28 protein-coding genes and 1 pseudogene are annotated in these 22,350 nt (G+C 54.7%); 6 read left to right on the top strand and 23 right to left on the bottom strand.

Translation table 11 applies throughout. The annotated features are described in order from the left end of the window. Positions 1–115 precede the first annotated feature (115 nt). From HXY31_RS00145 to endA, 12 genes are all read right to left on the bottom strand, one after another. A complete protein-coding gene (locus tag HXY31_RS00145) occupies positions 116–670 on the bottom strand; it encodes a S16 family serine protease (protein ID WP_292638210.1) in 555 nt (184 codons plus the stop codon). Continuing rightward, the gene (locus HXY31_RS00140) at positions 663–2,324 is read right to left on the bottom strand and encodes a phage/plasmid primase, P4 family (protein ID WP_292638208.1); all 1,662 of its coding nucleotides are present in this window, start codon (positions 2,322–2,324) and stop codon (positions 663–665) included. Before HXY31_RS00140 ends, HXY31_RS00145 begins: the two co-directional genes overlap by 8 nt. 321 nt (positions 2,325–2,645) lie before the next feature. Beyond that, complete coding sequence (locus HXY31_RS00135; protein ID WP_292638206.1) at positions 2,646–3,119, bottom strand: hypothetical protein; 474 nt, start codon at positions 3,117–3,119, stop codon at positions 2,646–2,648. A gap of 600 nt (positions 3,120–3,719) precedes the next feature. Then, on the bottom strand, positions 3,720–4,154 hold the full coding sequence (locus tag HXY31_RS00130) for a hypothetical protein (protein ID WP_292638204.1): 435 nt from the start codon (positions 4,152–4,154) through the stop codon (positions 3,720–3,722). Between the two features lie 385 nt (positions 4,155–4,539). Further along, on the bottom strand, positions 4,540–4,671 hold the full coding sequence (locus HXY31_RS00125; protein WP_292638203.1) for a hypothetical protein: 132 nt from the start codon (positions 4,669–4,671) through the stop codon (positions 4,540–4,542). A gap of 96 nt (positions 4,672–4,767) precedes the next feature. Next, positions 4,768–4,992, bottom strand: coding sequence for a hypothetical protein (locus HXY31_RS00120; protein WP_292638201.1), 225 nt, complete (start codon positions 4,990–4,992; stop codon positions 4,768–4,770). After that, complete coding sequence (locus HXY31_RS00115) at positions 4,993–5,163, bottom strand: hypothetical protein (protein WP_292638199.1); 171 nt, start codon at positions 5,161–5,163, stop codon at positions 4,993–4,995. Positions 5,164–5,218: 55 nt separating this feature from the next. Then, positions 5,219–5,602, bottom strand: coding sequence for a hypothetical protein (locus HXY31_RS00110; RefSeq protein WP_292638196.1), 384 nt, complete (start codon positions 5,600–5,602; stop codon positions 5,219–5,221). Between the two features lie 164 nt (positions 5,603–5,766). After that, complete coding sequence (locus HXY31_RS00105; protein ID WP_292638192.1) at positions 5,767–5,940, bottom strand: hypothetical protein; 174 nt, start codon at positions 5,938–5,940, stop codon at positions 5,767–5,769. A 27-nt stretch (positions 5,941–5,967) separates the two neighbouring features. Continuing rightward, positions 5,968–6,339 carry a hypothetical protein gene (locus HXY31_RS00100; RefSeq protein WP_292638189.1) on the bottom strand — a complete coding sequence of 124 codons (372 nt, stop codon included), beginning with the start codon at positions 6,337–6,339 and terminating at the stop codon, positions 5,968–5,970. A gap of 34 nt (positions 6,340–6,373) precedes the next feature. Next, positions 6,374–6,541: a hypothetical protein gene (locus HXY31_RS00095; protein WP_292638187.1), complete on the bottom strand. Its 168-nt coding sequence runs from the start codon at positions 6,539–6,541 to the stop codon at positions 6,374–6,376. A gap of 5 nt (positions 6,542–6,546) precedes the next feature. After that, positions 6,547–7,128, bottom strand: coding sequence for a tRNA-intron lyase (gene endA, locus HXY31_RS00090; protein ID WP_292638185.1), 582 nt, complete (start codon positions 7,126–7,128; stop codon positions 6,547–6,549). 55 nt (positions 7,129–7,183) lie between these two features. Between endA and HXY31_RS00085 the strand changes: the two genes are divergently transcribed. After that, positions 7,184–7,702 carry a 50S ribosomal protein L16 gene (locus HXY31_RS00085; protein ID WP_292638183.1) on the top strand — a complete coding sequence of 173 codons (519 nt, stop codon included), beginning with the start codon at positions 7,184–7,186 and terminating at the stop codon, positions 7,700–7,702. A 2-nt stretch (positions 7,703–7,704) separates the two neighbouring features. On the opposite strand, the gene HXY31_RS00080 is transcribed toward HXY31_RS00085, so the two are convergent. Next, positions 7,705–8,319, bottom strand: coding sequence for a DUF929 family protein (locus HXY31_RS00080; RefSeq protein WP_292638181.1), 615 nt, complete (start codon positions 8,317–8,319; stop codon positions 7,705–7,707). A gap of 85 nt (positions 8,320–8,404) precedes the next feature. Between HXY31_RS00080 and HXY31_RS00075 the strand changes: the two genes are divergently transcribed. Together HXY31_RS00075 and dinB are read left to right on the top strand one after the other, a co-directional pair. Further along, a complete protein-coding gene (locus HXY31_RS00075; RefSeq protein WP_292638179.1) occupies positions 8,405–9,607 on the top strand; it encodes a phosphoglycerate kinase in 1,203 nt (400 codons plus the stop codon). Between the two features lie 32 nt (positions 9,608–9,639). Continuing rightward, a complete protein-coding gene (dinB, locus tag HXY31_RS00070) occupies positions 9,640–10,737 on the top strand; it encodes a DNA polymerase IV (RefSeq protein WP_292638176.1) in 1,098 nt (365 codons plus the stop codon). Here dinB and artG read toward each other — a convergent pair. Genes artG through HXY31_RS00055 form a run of 3 tightly spaced genes read right to left on the bottom strand, consistent with a single transcriptional unit; the run spans position 10,724 to position 14,482 of the window. Beyond that, positions 10,724–11,749 carry a thaumarchaeosortase gene (gene artG, locus HXY31_RS00065; RefSeq protein ID WP_292638174.1) on the bottom strand — a complete coding sequence of 342 codons (1,026 nt, stop codon included), beginning with the start codon at positions 11,747–11,749 and terminating at the stop codon, positions 10,724–10,726. The two genes, dinB and artG, sit on opposite strands and share 14 nt — an antisense overlap. Positions 11,750–11,785: 36 nt before the next feature. After that, positions 11,786–13,486, bottom strand: a complete 1,701-nt coding sequence (locus HXY31_RS00060) for an ATP-dependent DNA helicase (protein WP_292638172.1) — start codon at positions 13,484–13,486, stop codon at positions 11,786–11,788. A gap of 15 nt (positions 13,487–13,501) precedes the next feature. Further along, complete coding sequence (locus HXY31_RS00055; RefSeq protein ID WP_292638170.1) at positions 13,502–14,482, bottom strand: ABC transporter ATP-binding protein; 981 nt, start codon at positions 14,480–14,482, stop codon at positions 13,502–13,504. A 61-nt stretch (positions 14,483–14,543) separates the two neighbouring features. Here HXY31_RS00055 and aspS point away from each other — a divergent pair, with 61 nt between their 5' ends. Next, positions 14,544–15,866 (top strand): aspartate--tRNA(Asn) ligase, encoded by a 1,323-nt coding sequence (gene aspS, locus HXY31_RS00050; protein WP_292638168.1) that lies wholly within the window; start codon positions 14,544–14,546, stop codon positions 15,864–15,866. Here the strand turns inward: aspS and HXY31_RS00045 are convergent. Together HXY31_RS00045 and HXY31_RS00040 are read right to left on the bottom strand one after the other, a co-directional pair. Next, positions 15,863–16,273, bottom strand: coding sequence for a M67 family metallopeptidase (locus HXY31_RS00045; RefSeq protein WP_292638165.1), 411 nt, complete (start codon positions 16,271–16,273; stop codon positions 15,863–15,865). The two genes, aspS and HXY31_RS00045, sit on opposite strands and share 4 nt — an antisense overlap. Continuing rightward, the gene (locus HXY31_RS00040) at positions 16,274–17,455 is read right to left on the bottom strand and encodes a plastocyanin/azurin family copper-binding protein (protein WP_292638162.1); all 1,182 of its coding nucleotides are present in this window, start codon (positions 17,453–17,455) and stop codon (positions 16,274–16,276) included. A gap of 102 nt (positions 17,456–17,557) precedes the next feature. Between HXY31_RS00040 and HXY31_RS00035 the strand changes: the two genes are divergently transcribed. Together HXY31_RS00035 and cyoE are read left to right on the top strand one after the other, a co-directional pair. Continuing rightward, positions 17,558–17,845 carry a hypothetical protein gene (locus tag HXY31_RS00035; RefSeq protein WP_292638159.1) on the top strand — a complete coding sequence of 96 codons (288 nt, stop codon included), beginning with the start codon at positions 17,558–17,560 and terminating at the stop codon, positions 17,843–17,845. A 52-nt stretch (positions 17,846–17,897) separates the two neighbouring features. Beyond that, positions 17,898–18,788 (top strand): heme o synthase, encoded by an 891-nt coding sequence (gene cyoE / locus HXY31_RS00030; protein WP_342816070.1) that lies wholly within the window; start codon positions 17,898–17,900, stop codon positions 18,786–18,788. On the opposite strand, the gene HXY31_RS00025 is transcribed toward cyoE, so the two are convergent. The 5 genes and pseudogenes from HXY31_RS00025 to HXY31_RS00005 all read right to left on the bottom strand — a co-directional run. Further along, the gene (locus tag HXY31_RS00025; protein ID WP_292638158.1) at positions 18,785–19,000 is read right to left on the bottom strand and encodes a hypothetical protein; all 216 of its coding nucleotides are present in this window, start codon (positions 18,998–19,000) and stop codon (positions 18,785–18,787) included. The genes cyoE and HXY31_RS00025 overlap by 4 nt on opposite strands. 4 nt (positions 19,001–19,004) lie before the next feature. Beyond that, entirely contained in the window at positions 19,005–21,203 is a 2,199-nt protein-coding gene (locus tag HXY31_RS00020) for a CDC48 family AAA ATPase (RefSeq protein ID WP_292638156.1), read from the bottom strand. A 31-nt stretch (positions 21,204–21,234) separates the two neighbouring features. Further along, the gene (locus HXY31_RS00015; protein ID WP_292638154.1) at positions 21,235–21,516 is read right to left on the bottom strand and encodes an elongation factor 1-beta; all 282 of its coding nucleotides are present in this window, start codon (positions 21,514–21,516) and stop codon (positions 21,235–21,237) included. A 2-nt stretch (positions 21,517–21,518) separates the two neighbouring features. Further along, entirely contained in the window at positions 21,519–21,698 is a 180-nt protein-coding gene (locus tag HXY31_RS00010) for a zinc finger domain-containing protein (RefSeq protein WP_292638152.1), read from the bottom strand. A gap of 35 nt (positions 21,699–21,733) precedes the next feature. Continuing rightward, positions 21,734–22,350: pseudogene (locus HXY31_RS00005) on the bottom strand (dehydrogenase); the annotation flags it as partial.

The raw sequence follows: 22,350 nt of genomic DNA, 5'->3' as shown, positions 1-22,350 counted from the left end.
TACTCCCGCATTAGCGGTGGACAATTAGAAGGAGGCCTCCTTCTGGAATGACGTGCACGTCATAGCTATGACATCGTTCCATAGTCGCTGACCGAATAACAGAAGTATTTTCATTCTAATACGAACCACTCCCATTGTGACGACCATTTACACAGTTGATGCAAATGCCACTGGCCAGTCGCCACGCTTCTGCGATATCATCGACAAAATAGAAGGTGATGCCATTCATTCTGTCGACGGTCTGTCCTTTCGCCAGAAGAAAGCTCGTGAATCCTGCGTTCTTTGCTGCTCTGGCCTTTTCTTCAAGTCTTAGGACGGGGAGAACTCTACCTTCAGTGTCTACTCCACCGCTTCCCGTCACTCTTTGATTCAGTGATACTCCAGTAAGTAGAGACATCAGCGCTAACGTCCGCATGAGAGAGCCGCTACTCCCATTCATCGACGGCTCTTCCATCTTCATGATGACGTCTCTCTCAAATGGTCTGCCAGTCAGCTTCTCAGCGACTCTTTTTGAGATGAGAAGGCTTTCCTTAAAGTCGTCAGATAGATATCTTGCTGGTTCGATCTTGATTCTGAAGCCGTCTCCTGCTTCGGCCAGTTGAAAGGAATACAACGACATGTGACCAGCTAGACTCACTGACGGAACGTGGACTTCGACTCGTCTAGTCATAGTAACTCCTTCGCTTTATCGATACAGCAGTAATCTTTCTGTCTGTCAGGCCAAAGGAAGATTCGATCTTTTCTGAAATACTACCAGGCGAGTTCGATTTACTACCATCTGAAGGTCCAAACGTGTCGTGTCGCTCTTCTGCAAGCATCGACAGGACTTCTCCAGCCTCGACGGTGTTACAGTCTGAGTGCAAATTGTTACGGATTGGCTCTGACTTAAGTTTGCTTAAGTTTGGCGACTCGCCACTATAGCCAGTTGAACGTGAATTATTATGTCCTAGTGTCCCTATCTGACCGGCCACTACTTCTGGCATCTTAGTATTTTCCCCAGATACCAAGATAGTATTCTGTTTGATAGGGACATAAGGACAGTCTGGCTTCAGGCTTATTCCTACATAGAAGTATGGTCTGTCAGCACCTTTCACTCGCCGTCTTTCCTTTCTGACTCCAAGTGCTTTGATGCGCTCGCCAAGCTCTCTGATGTCTACGTATCCCGTTCCTTTCTCCTTACAGTATTTGGAGAAAGCTTCCTGTAGGTCGAGCGTCGTTATCCGTAGATCATCGTTGTCGACGTCCAGTTGGCAGTGGTCATTGATAAAGTCCTGAATCTTGCTAGCTCCAAGCTCGTATTGCCGTCTAATGTCTTCGATGTCGGTGTCTTCAAAGCCACCATCTGTGACTAGCCGTTTCAGGCCTACTAGCGCAACGTTCAGCAAGCCCGATAGCTCCTGCTCTGTCGTTAATTTGTGGATAAGATGCTCATCTCTATCGCTTCCTTCGAATGTCTTGCCAAAGGGAATGATGACCCATCTCCTGAAGTAAGAATAGCTTTTGTCGTCGGTTTCTGGAATCCTGTTTGCGCTGAAGATGAGCTTAGCAGTATTGACAAAAGAGAAGTGCTGTTGATGCTTTCTCTGCGCCCGAATTCTGTCGCCAGTCACTAGCGTCTTGAAGTGTCCTGTGTCACTGATCTTATCGGTTTTCAAGTCCGCAAAGACGTTAATCATCTTCTTGTGCAATTCGGCCAGTGCGAACCTGTCCTGTGTCAAGTCTTGCAGAGATACACTGCTGGCATTCTCCCTTCCCACGAAAGCTGTCAGGAGATTGATGAATGTGCTTTTACCGTTTGCTCCTTCGCCCACCAGCATAAACGCCTTTTCATATTGTGTGCTTCGCATGAGAATGTAACCGAGCAGTCTTACGACGACCTTGAACTGTTCTGTGTCGAGTGTGCTTCGAAGGAAGCGCATGATATTCGGGCAAGTCGCCTTTGGATCATACTTGGCGGGCAACTGTGCCAGAGACAAATACTCATGAGTATGCACCTTAAACTGGCCAGTCGAAATACTCAGTAGACCGGTTGCAAGATTCAAGATGTCTGAATTCCTGTCAAACTCGTCTCTTGAAACGTAGGTTCTTGCCTTGATTGAAGCAAGCACCTCGTTACGCATGTGATTGGTGATTAGATGACCGCCCAACTGTTCTAGCTCTTGAATGAGTTTTGCTTCAGCGCCTGTCCGGTATATCCCGTTTTGATAATACAACACTTCGTTTGTGTCGTCCAGAGTCTTGATGTGGAATCTATGTAGCAATTCCTCGACGAGCGCGCCTTTCTTTTCGGAATCAGTGTGGTTACTGTCGTTCAAATACGACAAGATTGCCACCTCGGCGTCATCTTGTGGTCCAAAGCTAGGCCGCGCCATCATTTCACATCCTCCCTTACGAGCTTGAGCGTGCAGCGCTTTAGCTTCTTGTTGAATGCAAAGATAGCCCGCATAGCAGCCAGCACCCATTCCTCATCATTGGAGGGAATAGTTGTCTGACAGTGATGGATAGTTAGATCGATATTCAGCGCTTTTGGATTACCATGTCTGGATATGATATGGTCGTCAAATGTAATGGGCTCTCCACAAAATCGGCAGGGATATACTCCCCACCTTTGCGGTTTAGTAGAAGTAGTAGACAAGGTTGTCCCCTTAAGACCGTAGCTTGGCCACGATATCCCGGAGTCCGAGTCTGTCTAGCTCTGCATCCTGTTGTTGACGCTTTGACTCTTCAGCTTCCTTTTGCGCTTTCTCCTTCTCCAGTCTCCGCCTTTCTTGGTATTCGGCGCGCTCTGCTTCCCAGCGTTTTCTCGCCTGCTCACCTAGGAAGGCTTTGAGTTCAGAAAGTGAGTCCGGCAGCACTTGTTTGCCAGTCGAGAGAATGCTCTCTACGTCCTGCTTCAGCGAATGAAGACTTCCTCTACTGAAGAATAGCCGAATATTTTCCAGCTTCGTGTCATCGTCGATTCTTTCTTCCAGTTGGTTTAGAGCCGACTGAAGACCATGAATCTGGTTCTGAACGATGTGGCCTATTCCATAGAGTTCGCCTACTGGCAGGATTTCGCGAAATGCGTTCTGCCTTTTCTTGAAATACTCTTGCAGTTCCTTCTTATGCTTGATTCCCAATGTAGGTCTGCTCCTAGTTCTTCGGCTCTTTGCGCTGATGGAATGACGTCGCTGGTTCGGTTATCACGTTGCGGACTGTGTTGTCACTAGATGCGATATAGCCACCTTTGGCAGTAGGATGCTGTGAATATCTTCCGACTATGCGCTCTGGGTCTTCCATTTAGGCGACCTCCTGCATGTTTCGGGGCTTCAGAAGCCTGTCTATGACAGAATCAAAACTATCTTCCAAAGTCCCCATTCTAGCCAGATTGTGGTAAGTCTGCTCTGACACTTTGATTGTCTTGTATGAAGACATGGAGAATATGTGTAAGAAGTCACATTAAGGAACTAATTCGGGTGATACTTCTATCACCTCTTTTCCAAAGTTTACTTATAAGAAGCGATGGATAGGCTCCACTGACTAGAGCCTAGTTGTCAAAGTGGAAGTATTCTAAGGCTCGGTTAGCCGAGGCTTAAACTATTCTCCCGCCGCGAGAATATCGCAGTCTTTGACATAACGACGTCAACTCGGCCTAGTGTCCTAATGGTCGCTAGCACCTTGCAGCCGCAATAATTCAAGTATAAAATGATAATTCAGATGCGTCGAAGCCAGCCTACTACTCAGAGCCTTGCGCCTATCGCTCCAGTCTCTGGAGAACCATGAAGACCGTCTGGAGTGAAGAAGCAATCGCAGACTAGATGAAGTCGTTCATGTTCTATCGCAAAGTCAGCCGATATTGACACTGAATAGGTGTCGTATGTATATCCAGCAGCAAAGCGACCTTTCGACCACTCTACATATCCAGTCTGGACGTAGATGACATAGAACCACTGCTCAAAAGCCCAGTAATGTGCTCTAGCAAAGGCGACGTTTGGTTCTCTAGCGCACACTACATAATAATCCGGCAGTTTTTCTTGAAGCCAAGTTTGTTCTTGACAGGTGTCTCCTGTCAAAAAGATGACAGTCTCTAGCTCCTCTCCATACGCTGTTAGTGGAATGAAAGTAAGCAGATCAACCGCAGCCAGAAAAATGGCGACGTAGCTCCACGTTCTCATTTTGGCGGTGGCCGACCGCCGGTGGTCTATTTAAAGATGGCCGATATTCGGTCTGAAACGCCGTATAACGGCTTTCATGCATCTCAATATTGCGTGATACGATGATTTTGCTTAAATAATAGCCGAGAAATGGTGTCTTCATGGCCGAATGCGCTCTACTCACAAAAACAGAATTGAGCTGGTTGCGTGGAGACATCAAGGTCTCCAAATCCTATGAATACAAAATGCGAAGCGTCATTCGCAAAAAACTGACGACCTTTTTCAACCAAGAACTCCCTTTGTTAAAAGAGTGTTACGGGCGGGAGTTGAACTTACTACCAGACGTAAGGAATTATCCTCTCAAGGCGGAGATCCCGGGTTCAAATCCCGGCCGGAGCACTTTTCCCTACTCGCGCAGTATCAGCATCTTGAGCTGCGGGAGCTGGAAGTACTCCTTGCAGTATATGCACTTGCACCAGGACCTGTCCTCGCTTTCCATGACCTGCAGCTTCATTCCGCAGTTGGGGCAGTTGAACATGCCTCTTATTCCGCACCTCCACCTATAACGAGGAGGAGTACAGCGCGTGGCAGAGTGTTGTAGTGAATGCACTGCAGTATAGGCAATGCGCCAGAATTAGCTTGCAAGGGACTTTTTCAGTATGATTGTCTTCAAAAGCGCGGTTGTAGACCTGCCAAATACGGATTCAAGCACGGGCTCTATCCTTGACGAGATGACCCTTTCGCCGTCGATTGCGCCCTGGCTTTCTAGGAACTTGATGATGTCGCCTGCCGCTTCCGGGCCGACCACCACTTCGAGCCTTTGCCTGAAGGGGCGCAGCATCCATGCGTCGCTTGCCATCTAGCGAAGTTCCTCCTGTTCTTCCGCGTACCGGGCCTTCAAGTAAAAGATGCCCTTGAGCAGGTCTCTTGCTTCGGCAGGAGAAAGTTCCCTGACAAGCTGCTCGCTCACTCCCAATTCCAGAAGCTTGGCACAATCCCAGTGGATTGCCTTTAGATCTGAATATTGCACGGAATTGCATAGAAAGTGCTGGAATTTAAAGCTATCTTTAAATCTAACAGGCGGGCTAGATCGAGTCAACGGCCTTTTTTGCCAGGCCCTCTTCGATCTTTGCCCTCACTGCCTGTTCTATCTCGTCCTGGTCGTACGGCCTGACCAATCCGACAAGTACGGTCGTGCTGCTGTCGACTGGAAAGAACATGCCGTCCACCGACTCGTGACGAACAAGGACAAATCCCACCTCGCCAAACAGCCTCTCGTTGCTCTTGACGATGTCCATGACAGTCGCAGTCTGCCTCGAAAGCCTTTGAGCATCTTCCTCTTTTAGCACGGGCACGTCCAGCTTTATGTGCGAGCCCCGGATCCCGTTTGAAAGCACGAATGCAGCAACCATCGACTCGTCAAGGTCTACAAGTTCCTGGCAGAATTGGTCGTATTCAGCGTCTGGCACAGGGGCAGCATTACCTGCCGGTGATTAAAAACTTGAGCCGCAAGGCTCGGCAGTCCGGTAAATTCTCTTCATCTGTTCTGCCTACGCAGGCAGAGTAATAGGGGGACTGTACACCTCGTCATCACCCTGCAGCCTGCGCTTGTATGGCTTTCAGGGATAAAAAATCATTCGACCACGTGGACGCTGTGGAAGCTCTGCTTGCACTTGGGGCAGTGCGCGTGCACGCCCATGCACTCTATGCAAAAGTCCGCGGCCGCAAGAAACTCGGATTCGTCGCCGCGGTAAAAGCAATGCTCGCAAAAGCGCTTTGCCAACCTTACCTCGGAGGCGGCTCTCATGCATTTAATCCTTTGGAGGGTGTACTATTAAACCTTCTTCTTGATCTTTTTGTTCTGTTTCAAGAGCGCGAGGACCTTGTTGCGTATCTTGAGAGTGTCGGCCTTGGAGGTGGTCGAGAGGCACAGAATCCCGTCGCCGAGGGGAAACGTGAGAAGGTTCACCTTGCCGTGCTCCGTTATGCTGTACCGGAACTCGCCCAGCCTGTCCGAGAACTGCCTGAGCGTAAGGACGTTTGAGAGCGACTGGAGGTACATCTGCTGCTCCGCCGTGCCGTTTAGGAGCGGCTGCGTGCCCTGCTGGAAGCCGCCTTCCACGACCTCGCCGCTGCCGTTCACTATGCCGGCAAAGCGGATGTTCTTGTCAAGTTTGATGACCCTCTCGCAGAGTGTGCCTTGCATGGGGTCGTACAAGCCGTCGGGGCTATAAATCGATTTACACGGATAGGCGCGTCTCTACGACGTGGCCTTCCTTTATGTGCGACGAATAGTGTATCCTGACAAGCTCGGTGATGTCCGCGTCGTCAAAATATTTCGTGGAGTAGCGCGCAAGCACCATCTTGCAATCGGCGCAATAAACTTCCTTAAAGCGTGCCCCTTCCACGCCCATCACTTGCCCGGGATAGACGTGTCGTGCTTGTTCTGCGCAAAGCGCATCCGGGACGCCTTGTAGTATATCACCTCGCCCCTGCGCTCAATGACTGCAACGACTGCATCCTTGCCCATCTTTTCAATCTCTTCGACTGCGCCTGCAAAGTCCTTGGCTGAGACGTTCGCGCCTTCGCTTACTCCAAACACCACGTACTTTGCCGGCTTTTTCTCGTACTCGCCCCTTTCGTAGACGCGAAAGTCGTCGCCAAACCCAAAGCCCTCCTTTGCGACGTAGCCCCGGCTTTTCAGGTCGCGGTAGACAAGGAACCTCGTCATGATGTTCCTGTCGTGCTTTAGCAGGAATTCAAAGAGCGAGTCAAAAGTCATCTCCTTTCCCTTCACAGTCAGGCGCTTTGCCTGCATCAGGTACAGGGCCTCGTACGGCTTTAGAACATAGTCGTCGCCTTCTTTTTCGCCGTAGCCCCGGGTCCGAAGTTCGTCCTGCACGCGCACGTCGTCGACAAGAATCCTGCTGCCGGAAATTCGCGCCTCTACTGCCTGCACCTCTTCCTGTTTTTCCGGGGCAGGCGGGACTGACATAACGATTAAATCACAGCAGAATTCCACATTTAAGCATTCAAACCAGTGTATCGATATGAAGGGAGTTAATTATCGCGAGACCCGTGGCATGCCGTATGTCCGCAAGGAGTACATAGCCGGCAAGCCCCAGATAAAGATAGCAAGGTTTTCGTCAGGCCAGGCATCGCCTGACTATGATTACAAGCTGGAGCTCATCGTCACCGAGAAACTGCAGATAAGGCACAACGCTCTTGAAGCAGCAAGGCTTGCGGCAAACAAGAGGATGGCAACTGCAGGAGAGATGAGCTTTTTCTCGATGCTGCGCGTCTATCCCCACGTCATCCTCAGGGAGAACAAGATGATTGCCACAGCAGGCGCAGACCGTCTCCAGGAGGGAATGCGCAGGGCGTTTGGCAAGGCAACAGGTCTTGCCGCCAGGGTGAGGCCTGGACAGCCAATATTTGAGGCGCACGTGACTGCGGCAAACCTCAACCTCGCAAAGGAAGGCTTCAAGGTGGCGGCAAGCAAGCTTGGGTGCCCCACGATAACGAGGGTAAGCGAGCTTCGGCCCCAAGTTGCAAAGGTAGAGGAATAGCCCTACAGCTTTTCGACCAATGTTTTGATTGATTCAGAGCCGCAGGCCTGACCCTTGCCGCCAATGCTCTTGCAGACAAGCGCGGTGATGTTGTCTATCTCGGCGCGCATCGCCTTGCCTATCGCAGAGTCGGGCTTGTCAAGCTCTGCACGAACCTGCTCGTGCGACATGTTCTGTATCATCTCCGGCGAAAAGCCGGCTCCTACCTGCATGTACTGGCCGTCCACCAGCAAGAAAGGAATCATCTGGTCCGGGTTGTACATGTCAAGGATTTCAAAGTCAGAGTCGCCAAGTTCCTGCAGCGGCTCAAAGTTGCGGTCTGCAGTCTCTTTGCCGGCAAACTCGACGTGGCTGCTCGAGTATTTTGCGCGTGCAAGGCTGAAAGTGGGGACGTTGAGGTACTTTTCGTCGTGGCCTGCGCTCTTGTCCTCGACGAGGCCCTCCCATTTGCCAAAGCGCTCTAGCGCCTTTACAATCGCCCAGCGCTCTGCCGCGCAGAACGGGCAGAATCCTGCGCCCATGAAATAGACAAGCGACTTGCCGCCGTCTCTTTTTAGCGGTTGGTCTGTCACGTGCATGAACTTGCCAAGAACCCTCCTAGGTACGAAACTGCTCACGGACAGCTCTCGCCTTGGCTGTTCTTTAAGTGTTTAGAGGAATTTCGCACAAGATAAATTAATCCCTGCAAATTTACAGGTGCTGTTGGCCCCAAGGACGGTTCTCGACGTTGACGCCAAGAGTTTTGAGGGCAAGCGCGTTCTTGTCAGGGTCGACTTTAACGTGAGCGTCAGCAACGGCTCGGTGGGCGAGGACTACCGCATCCGCATGACAATCCCGACGATAGAGTACCTGAGCAAGAACGGGGCAAAGGTGATACTTGCATCGCACCTCGGCAGGCCGGAAGGGCGCGACCCGGACTACACGCTTGCGCCGGTCGCCAAGAGGCTGCAAGAGATAACGGGCAGGGCCGGCATCAAGGTGAGGTTTGCAAGCGACTGCTTCGGGCCGGCCTTCGAAACTGAAATAGCCCAGATGGGCAAAGGAGACATACTTCTTCTGGAGAACCTGCGCTTCCACCCCGAAGAGGAGGCAAACGACGAGGAGTTCTGCAAAAAACTTGCGTCGCAGGCAGACATCTACGTCAACGACGCGTTTTCCACGTCGCACAGAAAGCACGCGTCAACCTATGGCGCGGCAAGGCTGTTTGATACAAGGCTTGCCGGATTTAACCTAAAAAAAGAAGTCGAGTACCTCTCGATGATGCGTGAGAACCCGCCCAAGCCGTTCAAGGTTGTGGTTGGCGGAGTGAAGATAAAGGACAAGATAGGCGCGCTGGAAAACCTGCTGCCAAAGGCAGACAAGGTAATAATCGGCGGAGCTGCAGCATACACGTTCTTGATGGCAAAAGGCGTCAAGACCGGCAAGTCGCTCATCGACCACGAGCGCCTCCCTTGGGCGGAAAAGGCCCTTGCCAAGTACGCGGACAAGATAATGCTCCCCACCGATCATGTGGCCGCGCAGTCGCCGGCAGACACTTCGATAATGATGGTGAAGGAAATCCCCGAAGGCATGGCCGGCTTTGACATCGGAAGCGAGACCATAGAGCGCTTTTCCGCAGAGGTGAGCGGGACCAACGGCTCGGGTATGATATTCTGGAACGGCCCGATGGGCATGTTTGAGGTGCGCGCGTTTGCAAACGGCACGATAAACATCGCAAAGAGTATGGCCCTTGCCTACTGGCGGGGCACCAAGACGCTTGTGGGTGGCGGCGACACGCTTGAAGCAATGAAGAAGGCAGGCGTCGCAGAAAACGAGGTGAGCCACGTTTCTACGGGCGGAGGGGCAAGCCTGCGCTACCTTGCAGGCGACGAGATGCCCGGCGTGTCAGTTCTGCAGACCAAGTAATCGAATTATACCAGAACGCTTTACAAGCAGCGTTGGCAAGGGCTGTCCTGCACGTCGACTTTGACTACTTTTTTGCCCAGTGCGAGGAGCTCAGAAATCCTGAAATAAAAAACAGGCCGGTAGTCGTGTGCGTCTTTTCCGGCAGGACCGAGGACTCGGGCGTCGTGAGCACCGCCAACTATGTCGCAAGAAAATACGGAGTCAAGTCAGGCATCCCGATAAGGACTGCCAAGTCAAGGCTTGCAGACGCAAAGGACGCGCTGTTCTTGCCCCTTGACGTCGAGTACTACAAGGCAGTGTCTGAAAAGGCGATGGCTGCCATCAGGGAAAACGCCGACGTCTTTGAGCGCGTCGGAATCGACGAATGCTTTGCCGACGTGTCAGAGAGGACAGGAGGCGACTTTGACTCTGCCGAGGGCATTTCTCGCAGGATAAAGGACGAGGTAAGAAGGGCGGCGCAGATCTCGTGCTCTGTCGGCGTCGCCCCGAACAAGATGCTTGCCAAGATTGCGTCGGATTTTGACAAGCCGGACGGGCTCACAGTCGTCAGGCCGGAGGACGCAGGAAGGTTTGTGTCTGCCCTTGACGTTGACAAGATACCGGGCGTAGGCCCCAAGACCCGCGACAGGCTTGCCGAGCTTGGCGTAAGGACTGCGGGCGACCTGGCGGCGTTTGACATCTACAGGCTCGTCGGCGAGTTTGGCAGGAAAAACGCGACTTACATGCAAAACGCCGCAAAAGGCATCGACGACGAGCCGGTGCAAGAATCAGAGGGCGAGCGCAAGCAGATAATGAGGATAGTGACGCTAAAGCATGACGCAGCTGCGGCGTCTGAAATGTACGGCGAGCTCGAAGGGATATGCAGGTCTGTGCAGGAAAGCGTTTCTAAAAAGAACCTTGCTTTCAAGAGCGTTGGCGTCATACTCATACTGAACAACCTAGAGACGGTAACAAGGTCTAGGACGCTCAAGGCGCACACCAGCGACCTTGACGTCCTGCACTCCACCACAAAGGCAATCCTTGACGACGCAATGGCAGACGGCATGAAGGTCAGGAGGCTTGGCGTCAGGGTGTCTGATTTTCAGGACAGCACGGGCCAGGAAACGCTTTTTGACTTTATGCCGCGCTAGGGCTTGCCTGCTTTAGCCGGCGCATCCTCTTGCCCTCTGCGTACATCACTATCCCGATGTAGATTGCAAGCCAGGGCAGGAACATTATCTCGCCTGCCACCGAATGGAATGCCTCCCACTCGCTCACCTTCGTAGTCACGACAAGCGCGTAGAGCGAGAGCGAGATTATCCTCACCACGTTGACTGCGACGGTACCAAAGGTGCCGATGACAAAGTAGATCATCTTCCTCTTCAGCGGCATTTCCATCTTTAGCAGAAACGCCAGCATGACAAGCGTGTAGATTATCATGCTGTGCACGCCGGCAGAAGGCCAGAACACCTGAAGCGCAAACGGCCCCTTAAGCCCGTTGAGCACCAGCAGGTTGCCCCGGGCCGACGCGGGCGGGACCGGGTTGTCAGGGTTTGCGGGCCCGACGTTGGTGATGTTGGCGTCGATAAAGTTGATGACTGCCTGATCTATCTGCAGGTACACAGGGACTATCACCTGGAGCGGCCCCAGTGTGTCGTACGGGAAAAAGGCGTCAAGGGCAAGGATTACGGCGCTTCCTGCAAGGTATATCGCGCCTGCCGGCGCTATCTTGTACCAGCGCCTGCCAAAGAGCACCGCAAGCGACGCGCCGATAAAGAGCGCCATCACGATAAAGTCCCACATCCACACCCAGCTCAGCTCAAGTTCGACATTGTACAGCGGCGCGGCGTCTTGTATCGACTGGCGCAGGCCAAACGGCAGGGCCGCAAAATAGGCTATAGTAGCGGCTGCAAGCGCAAGGACCACCGCAACCTTGGCCTTGCTGACAGGCTGCCTTATGCCTATCAGCTCTGCCGCGATGAACGCCATCGCAAAGATAAAGCCGCCCCTGCCCTCGTTCCACGAGAGGCTGAACGTGTCAGGGTAGGCCGCCATCGTGAATATTATCGGGGCGATGAGTGCAAGCGTGACTGCGATGCTCGGGTGCACCCCGAAGATTGCAGGCGGGCTTGCGGCCTTTGGGACGGTCGCGTCGCCGGACAAACTGCTATTTTTCAGCCTCTTGAGCATAAAAACGTTCTAGGTCCGGATTGCTTCTGAGAACCACTTGGGCACCATGTCCTGCGCGCTCTTGAGCAGGTAGTCTATGTTTGAGTCAAGCATGTAAGTCGTGGCAGAGTCGTCCTTGCTCCTGACGCTCCGGCCGTACGACTGGACAAGGCGCAGGACGGTATACCATGTGTACCAGCGCGGGTCGCGCTCTTTCATCGCAGCGACCTTGCGGTCACTCAGGTCCGGGTACGGCACTTTTACTATTATCTGAAAGCGCGACAGGTCGTCCTTCAGGTCGACTCCGAGGTGAAGCGACGGGGATATCAGTACGGTTGGCTTTTTGCTTGCCGTGTGTTTGGCTATGACCTCCTCCCGGTCAAGTGTCGAGCCGGTCTCTATCAGCCTGGCCGCGTTCTCCCTTGTCAAATTGTCGCGGATGAACTGCAGCTGTGCATAAGACGTCGTGTGGATTATCCCCTTTTCGTTCTTGTGCGTCGACATGATGTTGTCGACTGCCTTGACGATCTTGGGTAGGCCTTCCTGCATCGTCTTTGCAGAGAGCCACGCGACGTTCATCAGCCTTATCGGCCGGTTCTTGACGGGAAAGTCAGACTCGCGCACCTGGATGAACTTGGCGGCATCAGGCTTTATCCCTGCCACCTTGCAGAGATAGTCCTTGCTCAGGATGGTCGCGCTCATGAAAAACGCGATGGCGCCCTTGTCCAGTATCTCGCCAAAGTAGCTTGCCGTCTCAAGCGGCGTCAGCGTTGCGCGGGATATCGCGTCGCCGTCGCGCTGGATGCTTGACACTATCCAGTTCTTCTTGCTGCTCCGCATGTCGTACAGCACTGCAGACAGGTTCTTTTCGCGCGAAATCGCGTCTATCAGGTTGCGCTCCGTGTAGGGCTCGGCAATCCTCCCGCGGTCAATCGCGTCGGTTGCCTGCTCGATGAACTTTTGCAGCTTTTCCTGCAGGCGCGAAAGAAAGTCAAGCCAGGTGTCCACGTCCTCGACGGCCCGCTCGGGCATCTGAAAGCGCGGAAGGAAGCGAAGCGAGTTTCTGTTGACCGTGAACGAGCGGAAATCGCCCACTTCAGATTCCAGCTGGTGCGCCTCGTCAAGGACCAGCAGCTTGCGCTTTTGCGTGGTGCCTGTGTAAAAGATGTCGGATAAAAAGTAGCGGTAGTTGTACACAGTGTGGCTTGCCTTTGCGCCCGCCCACTTTTGGTGGAAGTAGTGGCACGGCCTCCACGAAAGTTCCACCAGCCTCGACTGCTTTTTCAGGCTGTCGACGTAGCCTTTTTCCGCAAGCGGGTTTATCCTTACAAGCTCCTGCGCAGTCCCCTGCCCCACAACGTCGTAGTCCAAAAGCCGGGTCTTGAACGCGCAGTCATAGTCCTCGTCCTGCACGCAGGGCCCGTAGTCGCAGCTCTCGTCAAGCCCCATATCCTCCTTTACTATGCACGGGAAGTTCCCGCGCCCCTTTACCTCGAGCACGAAGGGAAAGTCGCGCCTGTACTGCGCCTGCAGGTCCTTGGTTGCGGTGCAGATGTGCGAGATTCCAAGGTAGCGCGCAAGCGTTATTGCAACGGGGCTCTTGCCAAAGCCAGTCGGCGCTTCAAGAAAGATGTTCTTGTAGCCTGATTTTATGGCCGACTCTATGTCCAGGAGCACCGAGCGCTGCCTGTCGCGCATTTGCTGGAACGGAAAGTAGTTGAGTATTGACAACAGGCAGCGTGGTTGTCAGTCAGCCGTCTTTTTTAACGTTGGGTCGTACAGGAAGCACCGGACGTAGCCCGTGTTTGTGGGAAATTCAGGCGGGTCGCTCTTGCACACGTCCATCGCGTGCGGGCAGCGCGCGTAGAACCTGCAGCCCTTTGGCGGGTCGAGGAGCGACGGCGGACTGCCGGGGATGAAGCGGATGTTTTTTTCTGTGGAATGGAGTCGCGGGACCGCCGAAATCAAAGCCTGCGTGTACGGGTGCTTGGGGTCGCGGTAGACCTCCTCCGCGGAGCCAAACTCCACCAGCTGGCCGGCGTACATTATGCCTATCTTTTGGGCTATCTGCGACACAAGCGCAAGGTCGTGCGTGATGAGGATGACTGTCAGGTTCTTTTCCTCGTGCAGTTTTTTGAGGAGTGAGATTATCTGCGCCTGCACCAGCACGTCAAGCGCCGTCGTCGGCTCGTCGGCTATCAAAAGTTCCGGCTCTAGCAAGAGCGCCATTGCAATGACGACGCGCTGCTTCATGCCGCCGGAAAGCTCGTGCGGGTACCTTGCGCCCACCGACGGGTCCAGCCCCACCTGCTTTAGTGATTCTGCGACTTTGCTCCCGTAGTCGCCCCGGTAGCCGTGCTCCCTGAGCACTTCTTTGAGCTGGCTAGACACCGTGTATACAGGGTCAAGCGCGTTCATGGCGCCCTGAAAGACCATCGCTATCTTTTTCCATCGCACCTTTTCCGTGAATTCCCTGTCTGAAAGCTTTGCCACGTCCTGGCCTGACAGCATCACGCTTCCGCCCACAACCTTGCCGGGCGCCTGCATAGAGCGCATGAGCGCAGACCCGAGAGTGCTCTTGCCGCAGGCAGACTCGCCGACGATTCCCAGCGACTCGCTTTTCTTGAGCACAAAGTTGACGCCGTCTACCGCCCTCACCGGGCCTCTCTCGGTCATGTAGAAGGCGGAAAGCGCAGAGACTGCAATCTTGTCGTCGTCCTGAGGCACTAACGGCATGGACACGTCGTACGTATAATAGCTTGCGCCATTGGTGGAAAAGGTTCAAAAGATGGCAAGGTCGGTCAAAGATAGCGAGAAACCCGGGATGGCAGACATACACAGAACCCACTATGCCCGCGAGCTTGGCGAGCACCTTGTAGGCAAGGAGGTAAGGATAGGCGGCTGGATAGAGGACGTGCGCGACATAGGCAAGCTCGCCTTTGTCACCGTGCGCGACGCTACGGGCGCATGCCAGATTATAGTCACAGGCGACAACGTGCAGAAAGCCGTGCAGGCTCAGAGGCAGAGCGCGGTCGTGGTCGCAGGCGTGGTGCAAAAGAGCAAGGCAAGGGACTTTCCAGTAGAGGTCAAGGTCAGCGAGTTTTCAATACTTACAGGCGCCGTCCACCCGCTGCCGATAGACCCTACAGGCAGGGTCGAGTCTGCGTTTGACAAGCGGCTTGACGCCAGGGCGCTTGACCTGCGCAACCCAAAAGTCGCAGCAATATTCAGGCTGCGTTCTGCAGGGCTCAAGGCAGTTCGCGACCTCTTGCGGAGCGAGGGGTTCATCGAAGTGAACACCCCCAAGATAATCGGGAGCGCAAGCGAGGGCGGCGCAAACCTGTTTGGCTTTGAATATTTCAAGCGCAAGGCGTACCTTGCGCAGAGCCCCCAGCTGTACAAGGAGCAGCTGACGCTCGGGCTTGACAGGGTATTCGAGATAGGGCCGTATTTCAGGGCCGAAAACTCGCACACGGTGAGGCACCTGACCGAGTTTACAAGCGTCGACGTCGAGGCCGCGTTCTTGGACTATGAAGACGTAATGGACCTGGTAGAAAAGGTGGTCAGGACAGTCGCAAAGGAGTTCAACGAGAACTGCAGCTGCGAACTTGAACTTGCCGGCGCCAAAAAGACAGAGATAGGCAAGATAGAGCGGCTGACCTACGAGCAGTGCCTCGACGAGCTTGCAAAGACAGGCGAAAAGCTTGCGTTTGGAGACGACCTGTCAGACGCGGCGCTGCGCAAGCTGGGCGAGGCGCACAGTGGCTTTTACTTTATCACCGACTGGCCGCTCAAGCTAAAGCCCTTCTACATCCACGAAAAGGAGGACGACCCGCGGCTTTCAAAGTCCTTTGACCTGCAGCACGGATATCTCGAGCTTGTGTCTGGCGGGCGCAGGCTGCACGACCCTGCAAAACTGCGGGCAAGGCTTGCGGAGCAGGGGCTCAACCCCGAGGGCTTTGCAGAACACCTGAAGGCGTTTGACTGGGGCATGCCACCTCACTCGGGGTGGGGACTTGGCTTTGACAGGCTGATGATGGTGCTCACGGGCGCGCAGAACGTGCGCGAGGTAGTGCTGTATCCCCGCGACACCGACAGGCTGACGCCCTAGCGCACGACAATTTCGACCGGATAAATCTGGTCTGAATGAATCCAGGCCGCAAACCTGCTTTCAGTCGTTGAATAAATGACCCACACTACAGGGTTTATCTCCATGAACCTTGCGTCAGTCGACGACGGCTTGGGGCTTGCGGGGTGCGAGTGGAATATCCCTGCAACCTGCAGCTTTTTTTCTTCCGCTTTCTTGTAGGCGTTCAAGAGCTCGTCGGCAGGCACGGAAAAAGAGACCCTGTCGGCCTGCGCGTTTTTCACCACCATGACTTCAGACACTGCGACCTGCGCTGCGCCGGCGCCAAGTAAGAACGCGCACGACTCGTTTGGAAGCGAGTCTCTGGCGTGCTTTTCAAGCTGTGCCAGATGGCTTTGCGTCAGAACAATGCTCGAAGGTATGCTCTGCATCTAGTTGACGATTACCTTGCCCGTCATATAGGGATGGAGCGAGCAGTAGTAATTGTATTCGCCAGTTTCTTCAAACACCCAGTTGAATTCGGCGCCACCTTTCATGATTTTCGAGTCAAACACGCCGTCAGGCGCCGGAGTATTGCCTTCGACCACGCCCGACGTCACCGTGTGGAAAGTGGAGTCGTCATTGGTCCACACAACCATGCTTCCAACCGTAGTCTCGACGACGTCAGGGTCGTAGAACTGGCCGTTTGTAGGCGCAGAGGAACCGACCACTATCGAGACAGGAGTCACGGTAGCAGGCGTCGCTTCCCCGCCAGGCGCACCACCCGTCGAGTTGGTTGGCGCCTCGGTCCCGCCTGCCTGCTCGCCTGTGGACTGGCCGGCTTCGGTCACCTGCAAGAACGCTGTCATGAACGGGTGCAACGTGCAGTAGTACTCGTATTCGCCGACGTCAAGCGTCGCGGTGTTGAGCACCCACGTCTTGCCGGCGGCGATCACGCCAGAGTCAAAGGCAGCCCCGTCGTCGGCCTTGCTTGTTACAGTATGCGGCGTGTTGTCAGCGTTGGTCCACTCTACGCCGTCGCCTTTTGCAGCCACTACGGGGTCGGGGTCGTAGTCAGGGTTGTCCTGCGACGAGGCGCCGGCAAGGATTGTCGCCTTGACTATGTTTGTCGGCGCAGGCGGAGTCTCTGGGGTGGGAGTCTCTTCTTCCTCTTCTACGGGAGCCTTGGGCGCCACCAAGCCAAAAGCATAGAACGTAGCGCCGGCGACAATCGAGCCACCTATGAAAATGACTGCCGCGGCCTTGAGGTATTCTGGCTTTTTGTACGAGACAAACGCAAGCATTGCGCCGGGGATGCCGATGATTGTCATGAGCCCGATGTAGGCAAAGATGCTGGGCACCTGCGTGCTCACCGTGACTGCGGCTGCAACGCCAAAGGTCACCAGGAAGCCGAGCGTGATGAAGGTGCCGGACTTGGCCTTGCCCGACGACGGGAACCCGTCTTTGAAGATGCCGGAGGCAAGGAATATCATGCCGATAAACATGGTAAGGAGCGAGACTGCGTGCATGCCGTCGATGAAGGTCTTGGCGATGCCTGCAAGCGAGATGCCGACGCCGACTATGCCGATGGTGGTAAGTCCTATGCCGGGGGTCAGCAGGTCCCAGTCAGTCATGCTCCGGTTATTGGGGGCAATTTTGGCATAATTAATCTTTTCTAGACATCCAAAATTATTGACAACCTTCCTTAATGTCGAATTTGCAGAGCCACACGCAGCTTGTCAGTGGCAGACCTGTTTGACGTCGGCGACGGCGACACGGTGTGGGACGCGTGGCTCGCAGCGGTCAACCTGCTTGACATGGTGGAGCGCACGCACAAGGTCGAATACGACTTTGAGGACGCAAGGAAAAAGATAGCAGACGTGTGCGCGATGGCAGACAGGCACGGCATAGACAAACGAAAGTGCGGCTGCGGGCTTTCCGACGCAGAGCATTCCATCCTGAAGCGCAAAATACTGAAATTCTACAGGCTGCAGGTGTCAAACCTGAAGCATTTCGTCTACTGAGTCCGAATAAATTAAATGCTAGCAGAGGCAGAACACCCACGAGGCACCATCCGTGACCGCACGTGACTTTGTAGAGGTTTCAAAGCCCAGAATAGTGGTAGTCCTCGTAATTACCGCAGTCTGCTCGTACCTTGCGGCCACGCGCTTTGATGCAACCCCTGCCGTTGCGTGGGACGTCAGCTGGTGGCACCTCGGCTTCCTGACGCTCTCAGGGGCGCTGGCTTCGATGGGCGCAAGCGCTCTCAACCACTACTACGACAGGGACATAGACAAGATAATGGAGCGTACAGCCAAGAGGCCCATTCCTGCCGGCAGGCTCTCTGCGCAAAGCGTCCTTGCCTACGGCATAGCGGTGAGCGCCATCTCTGTCGCCATTGCATGGTTCACGCTCAACCCTGTTGCGACAGGCATGATAGCGCTTGGCATATTCTTTTACGTCATAATCTACACAGCGTGGCTCAAGCGCAGCAACGCGTCAAACATAGTCATCGGAGGCTTTGCCGGCTCGGCCGCGTCGATGGCAGGCTGGGCAACTGCCACAGGTTCTATGGACCTGCTCGGCTTTCTTGTCGGGTGGCTCGTGTTCATGTGGACTCCTCCACACTTTTGGTGCCTTGCAATCCGCGCGCGGGAGGAATATGCAAGCGTCCGCGTGCCGATGCTCCCGGTCATGATAGGAAACCAAAAGACTGCAAGCTATATCCTTGCCAACACTGCGATACTCCTGCCCTATTCTGTAGCGCTGTACTTTTTCGGCCTCGGCCTTTTGTATGCGGTGATCGCGGCAGTCTCTGGCGGGCTCATGCTTGCCTACCACTACAAGCTTACAAAGAACCCGACACCGGAGTTTGCCTGGAAGGCGTACAAGGTCACGGCGCCGTACCTCGTCGTCATCTTTGTGGCGCTTGCAGTCGACGCGCTGTTCTACTACAGGCCGTTCTAAGTCTGCGCGACCAGCTCGACCCTGCGCTTTTCCTTGGTGACCCACGACACCCTGATGAGCCCGTAGATCTCAAGGTCGAGCAGGATCTTGTTGAATTCCGAGTCGGCAAGCGTCACGCCGTCTTTTGACAGCGCGTTCATCAGGTCCGCGTCTGTCATCGTGCCTGCCTGGCGGATCTTTTCGTAGACTAGGTTTCTTAATGGATATTTCATAGTGTCACCCGTAGAAGGATTTGTCCGGCGGCTTTGGCATCGCATAGGTCAGGTTCTTCTTCATCGCCTCGTACCAGTCCTCGACTTCCTTTGTTATAGACGGTCTTGCTGCTTTTAAGGCCTTGGCAAAGTCCTGGCCCGAGACTATGTCTGACTTGTTCTGCATGGCGCTCACCGCGGCTTCCCTGCACAGCGCCACTAGGTCGGCCCCGCTAAAGTTCTTTGCGGCCTGGGCTATAGACTCAAGGTCGACGTCCTCTGCAAGGGGCATCGGCTGCGTTATTATCTTCAGTATCTCTAGCCTCGCAGCCTCGTCCGGCTGGCCTATGTAGACTATAAGGTCGAGCCTGCCCGGGCGCAAGAGCGACGGGTCCACGAGGTCCGGCCTGTTCGTGATTCCGACTACTATGACGCCAGAGCTTGCAGCGTCGTCCATCTCTGTCAGTATCTGGCTGACCACGCGCTCGTTGCCAGACGAGTCGTCGCTCTGGCCCCTCGGGCGCGCAAGCGAGTCCAGCTCGTCAAACACCACTATGCACGGCGACGAGGTCTTGGCTTTTCTAAATATCTCGCGGATTGCCTTTTCGGATTCTCCGACCCACTTGGACAGCACCTCGGGCCCCCTCACGATTATGATGTTGGCGTTGCTCTCTGTCGCAAGCGCCTTTGCAATGAGCGTCTTGCCGGTGCCTGACGGGCCGTACAGCAGCGCGCCCTTGGGCGGCTTTATGCCCATCTTGGCAAAGTTCTCGGGCTCTTTTATCGCCGCTATCAGGTTGTCGTGGAGTATCCGCTTTGCGTCCTGCAGGCCGCCCACCTCGTCCCACCTGACCTTTGCGACCTCGACGTAGAACTCGCGCATGGCTGTCGGCACTATCTCCTTTATGCCGTCTCGAAAGTCCTTCGATGTTATCACCATCGACTCGAGCATTTCAGGCGATATCTTGTCCCCTTCCAAGTCGAGCTCTGGAAGGTAGCGCCGGAGCGCCTTCATTGCGGCTTCGCGGCAGAGCGCCTTTATGTCTGCACCCGTGTAGCCGTGAAGTTCGGAAGCAAGCTCGGCAAGGTTGATGTCGTCAGCAAGGGGCATCCCGCGTGTGTGTATCTGAAGTATCTCGAGCCTGCCTTCCGCATTTGGGACGCCAATCTCTATCTCCCTGTCAAACCTGCCGGGGCGCCTGAGCGCTGGGTCGAGGCTCTCGGGCCGGTTGGTGGCGCCAAGCACTATCACCTGGCCCCTCTCCTGCATCCCGTCCATCAATGCAAGCAGCTGGGCGACCACGCGCTTTTCCACGTCGCCAAACGCCTCCTCCCTCTTGGGCGCAATCGCGTCAATCTCGTCGATGAATATTATCGATGGCGACGACTCTTTTGCCTCCTTGAATATGTCCCGAAGGCGCGCCTCTGTCTCGCCGTAGTACTTGTTCATTATCTCCGGCCCATTTATTATGAAAAAGTTGGCCTCAGATTCTGACGCCAGCGCCTTTGCAATGAGCGTCTTGCCTGTGCCCGGCGGCCCGTACATCAGGATGCCAGAGTGCGGCTCTATACCGAGCCTTGCAAAGACCTCCGGGTGGCGCATCGGAAGCTCGACTATCTCTCGCAGCCGGCGTATCTGCTCCTTCATGCCGCCTATCTCCTCGTATGTTACGCGGGGCTTGCGGTCACTCGTGGTCTCGGCGATTATCGAAAGTTTTGTCGGGCGCTCTATGCGCACAATCGCCTTTGGCGCCAGCTTTTCCACCTTAAAGTCCATCTGGTTGCCGAGGATTATGACTGACACCTCGTCGCCCTCGCTCACTGGGAAGCCCTTGAGCCTGCTTTTCACAAACTCGCAGAACTCCTTGTCAACTGTCATGTTGCTGTCGCCAATGGGGCTGAGCGTTATGCTCTTTGCCGGCTTGCTCTCTGCGCGCCTTACCGCAAGCAGGTCGTTCAGGCCGACGCCGGCGTTCTTTCTCGTCTGGCCGTCTATCCGGATGATGTCTGTCTCCTGCTCCTCGTCGTCTGCAGGCCACGCGGTGACTGCAGTCTGCCTCTTGCCGACAAGCTCGACAATCTCTCCCGGCTGCAGCCCCATCTGCTCCATGTAGTGCGGGTCAAGGCGCGCCCTGCGCTTGCCCACGTCGCGGTGCTTGGCTTCTGCGACGCGAAGTTCTATCTGTTGAAACTCGTCGCTACCTGCCTTGGCTTTTTTCACCATGCACCGGCCTCCGGGATAACGCGCATTAGCCTTACTTCATCTTGACAGAAGCGCGGCTTATGTTCATCACTTCTATCTCGCCGACGCCCTCTACAGCCTTTATAGCGTCCTCGAGTTTTTCCATCTGGCCTTCCGAGTCGTCCAGCATAAAGTCGCCGACTATTGCGTGCAGCCCAAATGCAATGGGCTCTTTAGTGTACTTGCTAAGCTCCATGCCGGTCGGCACATTTTTCTTCAGAGATTCCGCAACGCCGTCCAGGTTTGTCTCGGCGTCGGCCGGAAGCACTTTAACACGGGCGATCAAGCGTGCCATTTCTACGGGCCCTCAAAACCGCACCCGACGCACTTGTATGGACGGGCAAACTCGCGGCACGACTCGCATCGCCACATCAGGACGTACCCGCAATTGGGGCAGTAGTATTTTACGCATTCATCGTTAGGCATTATCGGCCTGCTGCATGAGGTGCAGACCGGCAACTGCAACGGCTTTGACATGCGGTTCGGAGAACAATATCGGAATTTATATCTATCTAGGAGTCGAAAAGCCGCCGGATTTCGTTGCCAAGGAGTGCTTTTGCCATCCTGGCCGCGCTTTTCACGCCCAGGACCTTTGAAAGCGCTGCAGAGTGAAAGTCAAAGTCGCCGGTCGACGACGCTTCTTCCAGCTTTTCCGGCGGGACCGACGCAAACAGCTCGCCTATCGCCCTGTTGTCGAGCCTTTCAAGCAGCCTGCGCGCAAGCAACATCTTTTCAAATTCCTGCCCAAACATCGACTCCCAGGCAGGCTTGTAGTCCAGCCTCTCGTCGCCTGCCGCCATTGCCTGTGCGATGGCCCTGCCTGCAAGGATGCCCCCCATGCCGCAGGTGTAGATGCCGCCGGCAGTCGTCGGCTTTGTCTGACCCGCCGCGTCGCCTGTGATGACAGTCCTGCCGTCTACGAAGCGGTCTACAGGGCCGCCGACCCAGATAGGAGCATAGACTTTGCGAACAGCCGAGTGTGGTCCCTTTGAGTCCATGTACGACTTGAGCGCCGACGCCGCGTTTATCCCCTTGCCTGCAACGCCCACCTTGCCCCGGCCCTCGCCTGTCGGGATTATCCATGCAAAAAAGCCGGGATACTTTTCGCTGTCAAAGGCCACCTCTATGG

This window comes from Nitrososphaera sp. (assembly GCF_013388945.1).
In the GTDB taxonomy this organism is placed as follows: Archaea; Thermoproteota; Nitrososphaeria; order Nitrososphaerales; family Nitrososphaeraceae; genus Nitrososphaera.
The sequence above is the reverse complement of the archived record's forward strand: the minus strand, read 5'-3'. Positions and strand labels throughout refer to the sequence as shown.